This window comes from Kocuria kalidii (genome assembly GCF_044462225.1).
GTDB classification, from domain to species: domain Bacteria; phylum Actinomycetota; class Actinomycetes; order Actinomycetales; family Micrococcaceae; genus Kocuria; species Kocuria kalidii.
The window spans coordinates 31991-46754 of record NZ_JBISWJ010000076.1 but is presented as its reverse complement, the minus strand read 5'-3'; the positions used below and the strand labels follow the sequence as shown (position 1 = coordinate 46754).

16 protein-coding genes are annotated in these 14764 nt (G+C 71.5%); 7 read left to right on the top strand and 9 right to left on the bottom strand.

All coding sequences use genetic code 11. From position 1 onward, the window contains the following. Positions 1-103: 103 nt before the first annotated feature. On the top strand, positions 104-1159 hold the full coding sequence (locus ACH9D3_RS11040) for an alpha/beta fold hydrolase (RefSeq protein WP_396410934.1): 1056 nt from the start codon (positions 104-106) through the stop codon (positions 1157-1159). 168 nt (positions 1160-1327) lie between these two features. Continuing rightward, entirely contained in the window at positions 1328-1855 is a 528-nt protein-coding gene (locus ACH9D3_RS11035) for a hypothetical protein (protein ID WP_396410933.1), read from the top strand. A 78-nt stretch (positions 1856-1933) separates the two neighbouring features. Here the strand turns inward: ACH9D3_RS11035 and ACH9D3_RS11030 are convergent, their stop codons facing one another. From ACH9D3_RS11030 to ACH9D3_RS11020, 3 genes are all read right to left on the bottom strand, one after another. After that, positions 1934-3262, bottom strand: coding sequence for an AI-2E family transporter (locus ACH9D3_RS11030; RefSeq protein ID WP_396410932.1), 1329 nt, complete (start codon positions 3260-3262; stop codon positions 1934-1936). Between the two features lie 155 nt (positions 3263-3417). After that, on the bottom strand, positions 3418-3843 hold the full coding sequence (locus ACH9D3_RS11025) for a hypothetical protein (protein ID WP_396410931.1): 426 nt from the start codon (positions 3841-3843) through the stop codon (positions 3418-3420). A 111-nt stretch (positions 3844-3954) separates the two neighbouring features. Further along, a complete protein-coding gene (locus ACH9D3_RS11020; protein ID WP_396410930.1) occupies positions 3955-4623 on the bottom strand; it encodes a hypothetical protein in 669 nt (222 codons plus the stop codon). Between the two features lie 246 nt (positions 4624-4869). Here ACH9D3_RS11020 and ACH9D3_RS11015 point away from each other — a divergent pair, with 246 nt between their 5' ends. Further along, complete coding sequence (locus ACH9D3_RS11015) at positions 4870-5277, top strand: four-helix bundle copper-binding protein (RefSeq protein ID WP_396410929.1); 408 nt, start codon at positions 4870-4872, stop codon at positions 5275-5277. A gap of 54 nt (positions 5278-5331) precedes the next feature. Then, positions 5332-5856, top strand: a complete 525-nt coding sequence (locus tag ACH9D3_RS11010) for a hypothetical protein (RefSeq protein WP_396410928.1) — start codon at positions 5332-5334, stop codon at positions 5854-5856. A 13-nt stretch (positions 5857-5869) separates the two neighbouring features. Here the strand turns inward: ACH9D3_RS11010 and ACH9D3_RS11005 are convergent, their stop codons facing one another. Further along, a complete protein-coding gene (locus tag ACH9D3_RS11005) occupies positions 5870-6814 on the bottom strand; it encodes a metallophosphoesterase (protein ID WP_396410927.1) in 945 nt (314 codons plus the stop codon). A gap of 297 nt (positions 6815-7111) precedes the next feature. Here ACH9D3_RS11005 and ACH9D3_RS11000 point away from each other — a divergent pair, with 297 nt between their 5' ends. Then, positions 7112-7522, top strand: a complete 411-nt coding sequence (locus tag ACH9D3_RS11000; protein ID WP_396410926.1) for a hypothetical protein — start codon at positions 7112-7114, stop codon at positions 7520-7522. A gap of 149 nt (positions 7523-7671) precedes the next feature. Here the strand turns inward: ACH9D3_RS11000 and ACH9D3_RS10995 are convergent, their stop codons facing one another. The 5 genes from ACH9D3_RS10995 to ACH9D3_RS10975 all read right to left on the bottom strand — a co-directional run bounded on the left by ACH9D3_RS10995 (position 7672) and on the right by ACH9D3_RS10975 (position 12916). Next, positions 7672-8097 carry a hypothetical protein gene (locus ACH9D3_RS10995; RefSeq protein ID WP_396410925.1) on the bottom strand — a complete coding sequence of 142 codons (426 nt, stop codon included), beginning with the start codon at positions 8095-8097 and terminating at the stop codon, positions 7672-7674. A gap of 180 nt (positions 8098-8277) precedes the next feature. After that, complete coding sequence (cls, locus tag ACH9D3_RS10990) at positions 8278-9759, bottom strand: cardiolipin synthase (RefSeq protein WP_396410924.1); 1482 nt, start codon at positions 9757-9759, stop codon at positions 8278-8280. Positions 9760-9896: 137 nt separating this feature from the next. After that, the gene (locus ACH9D3_RS10985; protein ID WP_396410923.1) at positions 9897-11135 is read right to left on the bottom strand and encodes a heparan-alpha-glucosaminide N-acetyltransferase domain-containing protein; all 1239 of its coding nucleotides are present in this window, start codon (positions 11133-11135) and stop codon (positions 9897-9899) included. Between the two features lie 149 nt (positions 11136-11284). After that, entirely contained in the window at positions 11285-12553 is a 1269-nt protein-coding gene (locus ACH9D3_RS10980; protein WP_396410922.1) for an MFS transporter, read from the bottom strand. 3 nt (positions 12554-12556) lie between these two features. Then, positions 12557-12916, bottom strand: coding sequence for a universal stress protein (locus ACH9D3_RS10975; protein WP_396400163.1), 360 nt, complete (start codon positions 12914-12916; stop codon positions 12557-12559). A 319-nt stretch (positions 12917-13235) separates the two neighbouring features. Here ACH9D3_RS10975 and ACH9D3_RS10970 point away from each other — a divergent pair, with 319 nt between their 5' ends. Both ACH9D3_RS10970 and ACH9D3_RS10965 read left to right on the top strand, forming a co-directional pair. After that, the gene (locus ACH9D3_RS10970; RefSeq protein ID WP_396400172.1) at positions 13236-14192 is read left to right on the top strand and encodes a tripartite tricarboxylate transporter substrate binding protein; all 957 of its coding nucleotides are present in this window, start codon (positions 13236-13238) and stop codon (positions 14190-14192) included. Further along, positions 14192-14764: a tripartite tricarboxylate transporter TctB family protein gene (locus tag ACH9D3_RS10965; RefSeq protein WP_396400162.1), complete on the top strand. Its 573-nt coding sequence runs from the start codon at positions 14192-14194 to the stop codon at positions 14762-14764. Before ACH9D3_RS10970 ends, ACH9D3_RS10965 begins: the two co-directional genes overlap by 1 nt.

Sequence of the window (14764 nt, the reverse complement as noted above, 5' to 3'; positions counted from 1 at the left end):
CAGGACGATCCGACCTGGACCGGTCATCCCGGTCCTGGTCCTGCCGAAAAGGTCGACGAGGGTTGATCGGAGTCGATGAGGACCGATGACGAGGAGAAGAGACATGAGCGGCAGGCGCAGCAGCGGGACCGGGCCCCGCCCCGACCGGACCACCGCGCGGTGGGTGCTCCTGTCCGGCGCGGCCGCCGCCGTGGCCCTGAGCGCTCTCCTCCGGTCCCTGTTCCCGGCCTCCCGGGCGGCGGACGGCCCGGACCGGGTCCGCACGGACGACGGGGTGGAGCTGTGCACGGAGGTCCTGGGCCGGGAGGACGCACCGGTGACCGTGGTGTTCGCGCACGGGTTCGCCTCCCACGCACAGGAGTTCCGGCACCAGTACGAGGCCCTGGGGCGGCGTGTCCGGGTGGTGGTCTTCGATCAGCGCGGCCACGGCGGCAGCGGGTGGGGCAGCTATCGGTCCGCCACCATGGACCGGCTGGGGCAGGACCTGGGAGAGGTCATCGACCAGCGGACGGGCGAGGAGCCGGTCGTGCTCGTGGGGCACTCCATGGGCGGGATGGCGGTCATCTCGCTGGCCGGCCAGCGCCCCGAGCTGTTCGGGCGCCGCATCACCGGGGTGGCGCTGCTGTCCACGGCCGCGGGGCACCTGCCGAAGATGGAGATGCCCGACCCGATGGCGCGCTACGGGGTGCGCACCGGGCTGGCCCGGGCCGTGGCGTGGTCGCTGTGGCTTCTCGCTCCGGCCATCGACCGGATGGCCCCGTTCCGCCGGGCCGGGGGTCGCCGCTGGCTGCAGAAGCAGCTGTTCGGCGACGAGGAGCTCTCGCCCGAGACGATCTCGACCGTGCAGGACACGTGGGTCCGCACCCGGCAGTCCGTGGTGTCCGCCTTCTACCCGGCCATGGTGGGCTACAACCGGACGGACTCCCTGGGCGTCTTCCGGCGCGTCCCCACGGTGGTGCTCACCGGCGACCGGGATCGGACCATCCCCTGGGAGCGCGGCGAGCACCTGGCCGAGACCATCGGGGACAGCGCCCGCTTCGTGCGCGTCCCCGGCGCCGGGCACATGGTCAACCTCACCCACCCCCGGGCCGTGAACGACGCCCTCGCCGAGCTGCTGGACCGGGCGGAAACCGGCACCGGGCCGAAGCATTCGTCCTGAGTCCCGCGGAGGTTCCGGACTATCACGATACGGTCACGATGTGCAGCCGACCCGTCCCTGGGCGGCATTCCGATTGTGCCCCCTCCTCACCTGTGCCTACGGTCGGGGATCAGCCGCTACGCACGCCGCGGGGACACCCGTTGCCGGCCCACTCGCAGGAGGTCCACCGTGACACCGTCCCGACGTCCCACTCTCCGCACGACCGCCGCAGCCGCCCTCGCCGTCGCCGGTCTGGGGCTGACCTCCTGCGGCGCAGCCACGACGGACACGACGGATGAGGTCGAGGAGACTCAGGAGGAGGGGATCCTGGAAGGCGGGGCGCCGGCCGAACCGTACATCGGCCCCTACGACAGCGACTTCGTCGACGTCCGGGACGACTACGCCGGCATGGACGTGGTGCTGACCGGGCAGGTCCAGGAGACCGTGGACGCCGTCGGCTTCACGATCACCGGCCCCGAGGACTCCACCGTCGAGCCGTTGCTGGTGTTCTACAACCCGGACGAGGCCAGCCCCGAGGCCGGGGAGACCGTGGCCGTCACCGGCACGATCCACGACGTGTTCAACCCTCCGGTCGTCGAGGAGAACGTCGGGGGAGAGCCCGGGAGCGGCGAACTGGCGTACTACCACGGCCAGCCCTTCCTCCGGGCCGAGAACGTGGCCGTCGCAGCACCGGAGGACGCGGCTCCGACCGGCTGATCCCACACCGGTCCGGGTGGTCACCGCCGACGTTCCTCCGCGCGGACCGGCCGCTCTCGCGCAGGGACTCCCCCTGCCTCACGCCGTGTCCTTTTCCGAGGCATCCTCCTCGGCGGCGTCCTTCTGGGCGCCTCCGGTCCCGGCACGCCGGCGGTCCGCCGTTCGGGCCCGGTGGAACCGCTCCAGCCGTGCGTGCAGCTGCTGCGGGGTCATCCCGTGACGCCGGACCTGCCTGCGGATCTCCCAGGGATGGTAGAAGGGTTCCCCGTCGATCTCGTCGTCCGTGCGCCACTCCCCGCCCGCGAGATAGCGCACCACCGTGTTGAGGAAGGCCACGACCGGCACCGCGAACAGCGCGCCGACGATGCCGTAGAGGACCGCGCCGGTCGCCACGGCCAGGAACACGGCCAGTGGATGCACGGAGACGGCCTTGCCCATGATCAACGGCTGGAGCACGTTGCCCTCGAGCTGCTGCACGAGCAGCACCACGCCCAGCATCAGCAGCGCGGTCGTCGTGCCGTTGGCCACCAGTGCCACGAGCACCGCGACCGCACCCGTGACCACCGCACCCACGATGGGGATGAACGACCCCAGGAACACGAGGATGCCGATCGGCAGGGCCAGCGGCACCCCGAGCAGGGCGGCACCCACCCCGATGCCCACGGCGTCCAGGGCCGCCACCAGGCCCTGGGCCCGGGCGTACTGGACGAGCGCCGTCCAGCCGTGCCGGCCCGCGCCGTTGACCGCGCGACGCACCGGGACCGGGAAGAGCCGGACCAGGAACAACCAGATCCGCTCGCCGTCCATGAGCAGGAAGAACAGGGTGAAGAGCAGGATCACGACACCGGTCAGCACGTGGCCGGCCGTGGAGCCGAAGGACATCGCCCCGTCCAGGATCGCCTGGCTGTTGTCCTGGACCGTGAGCCCCACGTCGCCGATCCAGTCGTCGAAGGTGCCCACGTCCCACCCGAACGGTGTGCCCTCGAGCCGGTCCAGCAACTGCCGGACGCCGGTCACCGCGCTGCCGGAGACCTCGGCGAAGCCTGCGACGATCTGCCGCCCGGCCAGGACGAGCAGTCCCACCACCACACCGACCAGTCCGAGGACCGTCAGGCCGGCGGCCGCTCCCGCCGGCACGCGGTGGCTGCGGGCCCAGCGCACCAGCGGGAAGAGGAGGCCGGCCAGCAGACCGGCGATCAGCACCGGGATGACGACCACCGCGACCGTCGAGAGCAGGTAGCCGCACAGGCCCACCGCGGCGACGACGACGAGGAGCCGCCAGGACCATGCGGCGGCCACGCGCACCGGCACCGGCACCCCCGAGGCGGCATCGCCGTGCAGCGACGGCAGGTGACGGTCGGGTCCCGGGTCACCGGCACGCCCGGCGCCGTGTGCGGTGGAAGGCATGGTGGCATCCTGACACGGTCACCAGCACGCAAGCTGGTGGAACGCCGCCGACGACCGTGGAACCGGAGGATCGGGACAGGTCGCGCGGGACCAGTGGGTCAGCTCTCCGGGTCAGGACTCCGGGTCACAGAACTCCGGTGAGGACCTTGGGCCGGTCACTCCTCGGGTGCCGGCTGCACGTCGTCGGCGACCACGCCGAGATCGAGCTCGCGCTCGACGAGATAGTTGTTCTCCTCCTGGTCGAAGTCGAAGCCGCCCCAGGCCTCGACGTCCGTGAGCACGATCTGGCGGACGGTGCCGGTGACCTCCACGCGGTCGCCGTCCTCGAGACCTGCGGCGGCCGCGTCGAAGCCGACCACGGGGGTGTCCTCGTCACCGACGGTGAACAGGTTGGGGCCGTGGACCTCGGTGACCTCGTTCTCGAAGGTGACCGTCTCGCCCAGCACGGCCGACGCCGCTTCCGTGCCCTCGTCCTGGGCCTCCTGCACGGGCGTCTCGTCCGCACAGCCCACCATCAGCACGGAGGCGAAGGCCGCGGCCACCGGCCACGCCGCCAGTCTCTGTCGTCGGGTCCGCATCATGTTCTCCTTCGGTCGGTCTGTTCGATGGCTTCGAGCGCTCCCACCGGGCCCCGCCCCGGGGCGGGGCCGATCCGAGGGTGCTGTGGATGTCGCTGCGGGTCGTGGCCGGGGTCAGCTTCCGACGCCGGTGACCGTCCCGTCCTCGGCGTTGATCCCGACGTCGAGCACCTCGCCGGTGCCGGTCTCGTTGATCTGCACGACCCAGGTCAGCAGGCCGCCGATCTCTCCGAGGTCCCCGGCACGGGCCAGCGTCCCGTCGACCTCTCCGAAGGCGGTCTCCACCGCCTCGGCGAGCGTGACGGTGGCCCGGTCCAGCTCGGCGACCTTGTCGTCGGTCAGGGCCACCTCGTCACGCACCTCGAGGACCTCCTGGCCGTCGGCCGAGACGATGACGTCCTGGCGGGTCTGCCCGGAGGCGACGGCCACGATCCAGCTCTCGCCCTGACCCTCGCGGTCGAGCGTCACGGCCCGGCCGTCGTCCACCGCGCCCTCCGCGGTGGCGATGACGGCAACCGCACCGGCCGCACCGGCCACGGGATCACCGGCCGGTGCCGCGGAGTCGGTCGGCGTGGAAGTGGGCGTGGAGGTGGACGTGGCGGCGCCGGGGGCGGTGCTGGGGGTGGCGGTCATGTCCCCGCCGGGGGTGCTGGTCTCGGTGGCGACGGGGCCCACGACCTCTGCCGTGGTGTCCTCCTCGGTGCAGCCCGTCAGGGCGAGTGCGGACACGGCCAGTGCGGCCAGGATCGGCTTTCGATAATAAGTAGGCTTCATCTTTCCCATGCTCGCCCATGTCAGACCACAATTCAAGGGGTGCCCCGCCGCGGTGACACGTCCGCCCTCGGAGGCCGCGGTCCTCGGCGCAATGTTTCTGAGGATCGCCTGTCAGTCTCCGGATGCGGGCCTCCGGCGGTTCCCCATCCCGGGCACGGCGGCTACGGTCGGACCTGTGCGAGGTGGCCGGGTCCAGCGGCTCGGATCCACGTCGTCGCACCCATGACCGCAGAGTCCGGACGAAGGAGCGAGACCATGATGCATGTGCCATCGATGCTCAAGAGCTACCCGAAGGACCTGGGCGGGGTGGACCCGGTGAAGCTCGCGGCGTGCATCGCCGCGTGCTTCGAGAGTGCCCAGACCTGTACGGCCTGTGCCGACGCGTGCCTGTCCGAGGACTCGGTGGGAGAGCTGACCCAGTGCATCCGCACCAACCTGGACTGCGCCGATCTGGCCTCGGCCACCGGCAACGTGCTCTCCCGGCACACCGGCTACGACGTCAACATCACCCTGTCGGCGCTGCGCGCGTGCTGGATGGTGTCCAAGGCCTGCGCGGACGAGTGCGAGCAGCACGCGGACAAGCACGAGCACTGCCGCATCTGCGCCGAGGCCTGCCGGCGGTCCGAGCAGGCGTGCATGGACCTGATCACGGCGCTGGGCTGACCCGTGGCACAGCACACGGAGCACACGAACGAGCAGTCCGGGAACAGGAGATCGATGTCGACGTCCATCCACGCGCAGCACCGCCTCGCCGGGGTCCGGAAGCCGGCCACCGTCCTGGCCCTGGCCCTCGCCGCCGGTGTCATCACCGGCTGCGGGCCCGGCGGCGCGCCGGAGTCCGGCGTCGACGCGGACTCCAGCCCCGCCCAGCTCGAACAGACTCCCGGCGAGGAGGTCGTCAGCGTCTACACCGGCCCGTACGACGAGGAGTTCCGCGCGGACGTGTCCTCCTACGCCGGTCAGCAGGTGACCCTCACCGGGGCGGTCTCCGAGCTGGTTCCCTCCCGTTCCGCCCTGGTCCTCACCAGCACCGAGGACCCGGACCTGGACCCGTTCCTGGTCAGCGCCCAGTACGCGTTCCCCGAGGCCGAGCAGGGCGCCGTCATCGAGGTCACCGGCATCCTGCAGGAGGAGTTCCAGGCGCGGATCGACCAGGACGACCAGGACAACGAGGCCGGCTTCTACGACCGTCACGTCGGGGAGCCCTACCTCGACCAGGCCGCCCTCAGCACCGAGCCGTGACGGGGCGCCCGCCTCAGGCGGGCTGCAGCTCGATCGTCAGCAGCTGGGGCGGGGCGTTGATCCGCACGGGCAGCAGGCTGAACCCGATCCCGCAGGTGACGAACATGTCGTTGCCCTCGGCCCCGTAGCCCTCGGGGGCGAAGCCGTCGGCCACGAGCTCCTCCTCCTCGGTCAGGCCCAGGTAGGACCATTGGGAGAGCAGCGGCAGGGCGATCTGCCCGCAGTGCGTGTGCCCCGCCACCGACATCGGGGCCGCATCGGCCGGCAGCTCCTGGAACGTGGTGGGGTTGTGCATCATCACGAGCCGTGGTGCCGCGTCGGGCACGTCGTCCAAGGCCGCCGACGGGTCGGCCTCCCCGACCGAGGACGGTCCCACCCCGACCACGAACAACCCCGGTCCGGGGCCGGCGCCGGGGGCGGGCACGGAGGTGGCCTCGTTGGCCAGGACCTCGATGCCGCGGTCCTCGAGGGCGGTGGTGAGCTCGTCCACGGCGCCGACGGCGTAGTCGTGGTTGCCCATGATGGCGTACACGGGGATGTCCGTCTCCGTCAGGGGCTCCAGCAGCCGGGTCACGTCCCGGACCTTCTCCTGGATGCTGCTCTCGCTCTGGTACAGGAAGTCACCGGGCAGCAGGACGGCGTCGGGCTCCGCCGCCACGGTCCGCTCCACCACCCGCTCGACCATCCCGGTGTTGTCCCACCACATGCCCACCTGCAGGTCGGAGAACACCATCACCTCCGCCCCGTCCCAGTCCGGACCCAGCCCGGGGATGCGGGCCTGGATGCGCTCCTCGTCGAGGACGAACCGCGGTTCGACCGCCACCCCGTAGACGGTCACAAGCAACCCCAGGGTGACCACGACCGCGACCAGACCGGTCAGGAAGGACCGGGCACGACTGCGCCGATGCCCTCGGCGGCCGGGCCCGCCCGCGTCGTCCCGGGCAGCTGGGTGGGTCATTCGAAGTCCTCTCGCAGGTGACCTTGCCGGCACTCGTGGCCGCGGCATGGCGGCGAACCGACCTCACAGCGCCGGACCGCCCGGGCTCCACCCTAGCGACCTCCCCCCGGCCGCCGACGGCTCCGGCGCTCCGATCCTCCGCCGGAGGACGTCCCGACCGGCGCACGACGAGCAGGAGGGGGTGCACCTGCCCGCCGTTGTCACTGGCCGGCCAGCTTCGGCGGCTAGGGTGGCAGAACGCAGGTCCATGACATGCCACCGTAAACAACCGACGCCGGAGCACCGAGGAGCACGCTGATGACCCACCGCACACTGACCCTTGCCGCGGCCGGATTGGCCGGGGCGATGCTGCTGACCGGATGCCAGGACGAGACCAGGCTGACCCAGCTGGACCAGTCCGGAGTGTCCACCGAAGAACTGGTCGGGGAGGAGATGACCCTGACCAACGAGGTGGAGGAGATCTTCGGTGAAACTTTCCTGACCATGGGGGACGAACAGACGGTGGTCTTCGTGACCGAGATGCCCGAGGACCTGCGCCCCGGCGACGAGGTCGAGGCCACCGGCACCGTCGCGGCGGACGACCTGTTCAGCGAACCCGGCGACCGTGACCGGCTCCTCCAGCTGACGGACGAGGAGACCGCCAACTACCTCGTCAACCGGGAGTCCGAGCCCTACCTCACCGAGGCCACCGTCACCGTGGTCGAGTAGGAGCCCGACCCGGCCGACCGCAGGCGGGTCCGCTCGGCGGCCGTGATGCAGCGGTCCCGCCGCCGGGCGGCGGAGCCAGGACGACGAGAGAACCCCTCCGACCGCTTCCGCGGCCGGAGGGGTTCTTCTCTCGTCGTCCAGGGTGGGGCCTACTCCTGCTCGAGCACCTGGGCGTCGTCCGCGACGACCCCGAGGTCGAGCTCGCGATCGACGAGGTAGGACACCTCGTCGTCGTCGAAGTCGACTCCCCAGCCGGTCTCGATGTCGGTCTCCACGATCTGGCGGACCGTGCCCGTCACCTGGACCATGTCGCCGTCCTGGATGTCCATGGCGGAGGCGTCCACGCCCACCACCGGGGTGTCGTCCTCACCGACGGTGAACAGGTTCGGGCCGACGATCTCGGTGACCTCGTTCTGCATCGTGACCGTCTCCCCGAGAATGGCCGCCTGCGCCGTGGCCTCTCCCTCCTCGGCCTCCTGCACCGGGGTCTCCTCGGCGCAGCCGACCATCAGGGCCGACGCGAAGGCCGCCGCGGCGGGCAGGGCGAACATCTTCTTCTTCGAACTGGTCAACATGGCGTTCTCCATTCGATCGTGCGGACAGTTACCTGCTTCACCCTAGGAGCACAGCCTGCTTCGTTCCTCTGCATGCCGTCACACCGCCATAACGAATTCCTGGCCTTTCCGTCGGTGCCACCTGGTCGGACGCTCCACGCATGTCCCGTGGCGGCCGTCGCAGGGACCCCCTGGGCCGGGCTACTGGAGGGCGGAGGTGAGCCGGGCGGTGTTGTCGAAGTACTTCTGGTACCAAGGGCGGGCCAGCCAGTCCTCGAGCCGCAGTTCGTGGCTGTGCTCCCGGTAGCCCGCGACGACGTCGTCCAGGCGGGACAGGAACTGCCGGCCGATGACCATGAGGTTGATCTCGTGGTCGAGCACGAAGGAGCGGATGTCCATGTTGGAGGAGCCGACCACCGCGGCCTCGTCGTCGATGAGCACGAACTTGGAGTGCAGGACGTACGGGGCCCGGTAGAGGAAGATCTGGACGCCGTCCTTGATCAGCCGCTCGTAGAAGGACCGCTGGGCGTGGTGGGTGAGCGCGTGGCTGGAGGTCTCGCCCATGTAGAGGTGCACCTGCACACCACGGCCCACCGCGGTGCGCAGGGAGTTGTACATGGAGTCCTCCGGCACGAAGTACGGGCTGCACACCGTGATCCGCCGCTTGGCGGAGGCGAAGAGGTGGTTGAACAGCTGCAGGTTCGACTCCTGGGCCAGCCCCGGCCCGGAGGGCAGCACCTGGCAGACCAGGTTCCCCGGGGCCGGCTCCTCGTCCCGTTCCCGCTCGGGGACGGAATCCGGATCCAGGATCATGTCGTCGGTCTCGCAGTACCAGTCGGTGGCGAAGACCGCGTCGAGGTGCTCCACCGCCGGACCCTCGACGCGCAGCACCAGGCCGATCCACTGCAGGCCCTTCTTCCGGTTCTTCTTCTTGTTGTAGCTGCGGTCGATGACGTTCTGCGATCCGGTGAACCCCACCGTCCCGTCCACCACGAGGATCTTGCGGTGGTTGCGCAGATCCGGTCGCTGGTACTCCCCGCGCCAGGGCCGCACCGGCAGCATCCGCCGCCAGTCGATCCCGGCCGCGTCCAGCCGGCGCACCAGCTGCTTGTACCCGGGATAGCCGGCCGAGCCGAGGTGATCGAGCAGCACCCGCACGGTGACCCCGCGGCGGTGGGCGTCCTCCAGGGCGGCGATCACCGGCTCGGTCGTGGGATCGGCGACGGTGATGTAGAACTCGAAGTGCACGTAGTGCTCGGCGCCGCGGATCTGCTCGGCCATCGTGCGCAACGAGGCGTCGTAGTCGTCGAGGATCTCGATGCGGTGGCCGTCCACCACGGGGAAGGCCCCGTTGTGCCGGTTCAGCCGGACCGTCTCGGCCAGCCAGTCGGGCATCTGCTGGAGCTGCTGAGCACCGGAGCCGCGGCCCCCGACCAGTTCCGCCGCCTCGCGCTGCTTCTGCTTGCGCGCCTCGGGCAGGTCCGAGCGCCCCAGCACCAGGAACACCAGCCCGCCCAGGATCGGGAAGAAGAAGATCACCAGCAGCCAGCCCCAGGCCGCCGAGGGCCGCCGGTTGTGCGGGACCGTGCCCAGTGCCACGAGGCGGATGACGAGGTCCACCGCAAACAGCACCGCCGCGGCCCACGGTGGCACAGCGTTCGAGATCAGCTGCGGAACGTCCATCCGCCCACCCTACGGGCACTCCGTCCACCGCGTCCCCGGTGGACGGTGCCGCGGACGGGCGGGGACGGCCGGGATCCCCGGCGAGCGCACCGGTCACAGGGCACGTGCGTCCCACCCGGTCCCCGGGGCGCGACCGCTCAGCCGCGCTGCGCCGGACCGGTCCGCAGGACGAGCTCCCGGCCTGCGCCGGCGGCCCGCGCCACCACCCGCTCCAGTGGGCCCCGCCCGAAGGAGCGGTGCCAGGCCACGGCGAAGAGCCCCGCGACCACCACGTGGACGAGGAACCACAGGAAGGGCATCTCGTAGTGCAGCATCGCGGCCAGGGCGAGCAGGTGCGCCGAGTAGAGGGTGAGCGTCATCGAGCCCATGGCAGCCAGGGGCAGCAGCCAGGACTCGGCCCGGCGGGCCACGAGGAGGAACAGGCCGAGCACGGCCGTGCCGGTGCCCAGGTCCTGCAGGATCGCCACCGGGGTGTTGGTGTGCGGGCCGGGGATCAGCAGCCACCACCAGGAGGTGTCGGGCAGCTCCGGGTCCGGGCCCCAGACGATGATCTCGTCGATCCGGTCCTCGCTCAGCCAGGGCGTCGAGGCCATCAGCTGGTCGTAGCCGCCCGACTGCAGGATCAGCACCCAGTAGACCAGCCACGCACCCACGGCCAGGGCGGCCCCGGCCCGGACGAGCCGGGTCTGGACCCGCAGCGACCGCAGGTTCAGCCGGCCGATCGCCAGACCCGCGAGCAGGTACGCCAGATACGGGACCGCGGGATAGGTGCCCGTGAACAGGAGCTGGGCGAGGACCGTCCCGGGCTCGGAGAACACGTAGGAGACGGTCGGGTTGTAGATCTCGAAGGCCGGCAGCACGCCGCGCAGCGCCTGCATCAGGACCGGCCCCACCACGGCGGTCGTCCCGGCGAGGACGAACAGGGTCCGTGCGGGCAGGTGCAGGAAGGGGATCACCAGCAAGAAGAACATCCCGTAGTAGACGAGGATGCCGTAGGCGGGCGGGTCCTCGGGCATGACCTGGTTGATCAGCAGCCCCAGCACGGTGATCAGCACCGCCCGGATCAGCAGCCCCACCCGGTCGGCGGTCATCGTGCGGCCCCGGTGCGGGGTGCGCCCGCCGGAGGAGAAGGCCAGGCCCACTCCGGCCAGCAGGGCGAACAGGGCCGCGGCGCGGCCCGCGAACAGCTCCCACTGGAGCGTGGCCCCGTAGGTCTCGGGGTTCCAGGCGGGGAGGATGTGGATCGAGATCATGCCGATCAGGGCGAGGCCCCGGGCGGCGTCGATCCCGACCAGGCGCCGCTTCCGGGCCGGCGGCAGCGCCGGACCCTCTGTTGCTGACCGTGCACCGGGTGCAGGGTGGTGGAGGTTGACCATGGCGGCGCGTTCCTTCTGTCGGACGTGCCGACGGGCCCCGCCCGCCGGCCCGGACCTCCCGGTCCGTCTCGTCCTCCAGCTGACCAGGCCGGATTGTGCCCGCCTTGTGGCGATCCTGTGCCGGGGCTGTCCAAGCCGCGCGGGTGCGCCTACCGCCGCGCGGTCTTCTCCAGCCCGCTCACCAGCAGCACCGCGCACGCGGACCAGATCGCCCCCGCCGGGCCGAGGGGTGCGGCGACCAGGCCGGCGAGCAGGGGCATGGCCACCTGCCCCGCCCGGTTGCCGACGAGCCGCACGGCGAGCGCCGAGCCCCGCCACGACGGGGGCACCGAGGTGGACACCAGCGTCATGGTGATGGGCTGTCCCAGTCCCAGGCAGAAGCCGCCCCCGAAGAGGAGGAGCGCGGCGAGCCACGGCACCGAGATGACCGCCGGCGGAACGGCCAGCGCGCACCCGGCGCCGTAGAGACTGACCAGCAGGAGGGCCCGCCGGGACATCCGGTGGGCCAGCCACGGCAGCAGGACGCGGGAGAGGATCGAGGCGCCGCCGCGCACGGCCAGCAGGACGCCGATCCACGCCGGGGAGACCCCGGCGCGCTCGCCCACGAGCGGCAGGAACGCGGTGAGGATGTCGAGCATCGCGAGCAGGGCCAGGGACGCCAGCATGTGGGACGGGACGCCGGGGACCTTCAGGATCCGCAGCATCGACGCGCGCGGTGCCGCCTCCGGGACCGCCTCGAGCTCACCGGTGGCCGGAACGGTCCGCCCGGCGGCGGCCGCGTCGTCGTCGGCGCGTGCGGGCTGCCGGGGGGTCCCGGACGCCCGGGGGCGCAGGAGCATGACCGGCACGACGAGCAGCGAGAGCCCTGCGCCGATCCACAGGGACAGCGTGATGTCGGCGACCCGCTCGGGCGAGGCGACGTCGCCGTCCGAGCCGAGCAGCGCACCGGCCAGCAGCGGTCCCACGAGCTGACCGGCGGAGAAGGCCGCGGTGAACCAGCCGAAGCCCTTGTCCAGCTGGTCCGGCGGGGAGAAGCGGGCGACCGCCGACTGACCGGCGATGGTGAACAGCAGGTGCCCCATCCCGAGCAGGGCGCTCGCCGCGGCGACGAGCGCCGCGCTGGGCGCGACGGCCAGCGCCACCGCGCCGAGGGCCAGGACCAGGGCCCCGGCGACGACCATCGTCCGCAGGTCCCGCACCCGGTCGGTCATCCGGCCCAGCCACATCGCGGTGGCCAGGGGCAGCACCGCGTAGGCGGCCGTGACCAGGCCGACCGTCACGGAGTCGGCGTCCAGGGACAGCAGCTTGTAGGTGGTGACCGGGCGCACCAGGTTCAGGGCGGTCTGCGTGAGCAGCGCCCCGGCCACGAGGAACCACAGCCAGGCCCCGGACCGGGCCCCCGGGGCGGTCGAGGGCATGGCTCAGGGGCGCCGGGGCTTGACCGCGATCACCGGGGCGTTGGCCTCGAGGAGGATCTGCTGGGCCGAGCTGCCCAGCAGCAGCTTGCCCACGGGGCTGCGGTGCTTCACGCCGATCACCACGGCGGAGGCGTCCACCTGCTCCGCGGCGTCGAGGAGCTCGCCCACGGCGTCCCGGTTGCGGGAGTCGGGGGTGCGGAAGGTGACGGGCACGCCGTCGATCGCACCGGTCTCGGGGTCGAGCTGGGCGCCCTCGAGGTTGAAGACCAGCAGGTCCTCCTGGCGGCGTCCGGCCTCCTCGACCGCGGCCGCGAGCGCGGCCTCGCCCTCGGGGGTGCTGGTTCGGGCAACGACGACGGTCATGGGAGCCTCCGCGGTGGGATGGGGGATGTCGGGTGGGGAGATCGGGATGGGAGCTCGACGAACAGAGCGAGATCCACCCTACGGCCGAACCTGTGAGCGGCGTCTCTCCCGGCGTGAGCAGAATGCGCAGAACCAGCACAACGATCACTACGCACGAAAGGCGGATCAACGGCCGCCGCGTGATGGGGGTCACTTATCGTCGGATGAGCGGCTCGGACGGAGCCATGCACCCGCACCCCACGACCCAGGAAAGTGGATCCCCGTGAGTTCACCACCAGATCAGGCCCGGTCGGGCACCCGGCGCCGGCACCCGGTCGTCATGACGGTCTACGGCGTCGTCGCCGCCGCAGTGATCGGCCTGGCCGCCTTCTTCTCGTTCCAGTCGGCCACGGCCGGCTCGGACATCCGCTCGAACCTCACCCTCATCGCCCCGGCCGGCGCCGGCGGCGGGTGGGACACCTTCATGCGGGAGCAGCAGCAGGCCATGCGCGTCAACAGCCTGGTCAACAACTCCCAGGTGGTGAACATCCCCGGCGCGGCCGGCACCATCGGCCTCGGCCAGCTCTCCACCATGGAGGGGCAGGCCAACACCCTGATGGTCACGGGTGCGGGTCTGGTCGCCGGCGTCGCGCAGCTCGACTCGGCCGTCACCCACGACGACGTGCGGCCGATCGCCCGGGTCGTCGAGGAGTACGACGTCGTGGTCGTCCCCGCGGACTCGCCCTACGAGACGATCGACGATCTCGTGCAGGCCTGGCGGGCGAACCCCGCCGAGGTCGCCTGGACCGGTGGCGGCACCTTCGACCAGCTCGTGATGACCGAGCTCGCGCTCGAGGCCGGCATCGAGCCCTCGGAGACCACCTACATCCCCAAGTCCGGCGGCGGCGAGGCCACCCAGGCGCTCATCACCGGCACCGCGGACGCGGCCACCTCCGGGTACATGGACGTGGCGGACCAGATCGAGGCCGGACGCCTGAAGGCGCTGGGCATGGCGGCCCCGCAGCGGCTGGAGGGCGTCGAGATCCCGACGCTCACCGAGCAGGGCTTCGCGGTGGACCTGGCGAACTGGCGGGCCGTCCTGGCACCCCCCGGGATCACCGACGAGGAGTTCGCCGAGCTGCGGACCCTGCTCGAGGAGTCCGTCGCCACCCCGGAGTGGCAGGAGGCCGTCGAGCGCAACAAGTGGACCGAGGTGTACCTGGCGGGCGACGAGTTCGACGCGTTCATGGCCGCGGAGCAGGAGCGCATCGCCGCCCTGGTGGAGGAGATTTCCTGATGAGCACACCCACGTCCTCGCACACCGGCGCCGCCGGGGAGCACCAGACCGACACCCGGTCCCCGGAGTCCGGACCGGAGACGGCGACGTCCTGGTGGAGCGGACGCAGCGGCCTCGTGGTGCCCGCGGTCATGGCAGCCTTCAGCACCTACCTGCTGATCGGCGCCCTGACCATGGAGATCCCCGAGGGCACCGACTTCCCGGGTCCCACCTTCTATCCGCTGATCCTGACCGTGGCCGGCTACGTCCTGGCCGCCCTGCTGGTGCTCCACTACCTGCGCACCCCCGAGCACGCGGTGGAGCTCTCGGACCGCACCTGGCGGACGCACTCGGACTGGTCCGCGGTGGTCTGGTCCGCGGGCGGGTTCCTGGTCTTCGCGCTGGCGCTCGAGGTCCTGGGCTGGATCCTGGCCGCCGCCCTGCTGTTCTGGGCCGTGGCCCGCGGCTTCGGCAGTCGCCGGCCCTTGTTCGACATCACGCTCGCCCTGTTCGTGAGCAGCGCGATCTACCTGGCATTCACCGTCGGCCTGGGGCTCAACCTCCCGTCCGGCATCCTGGGAGGCGGAATCTGA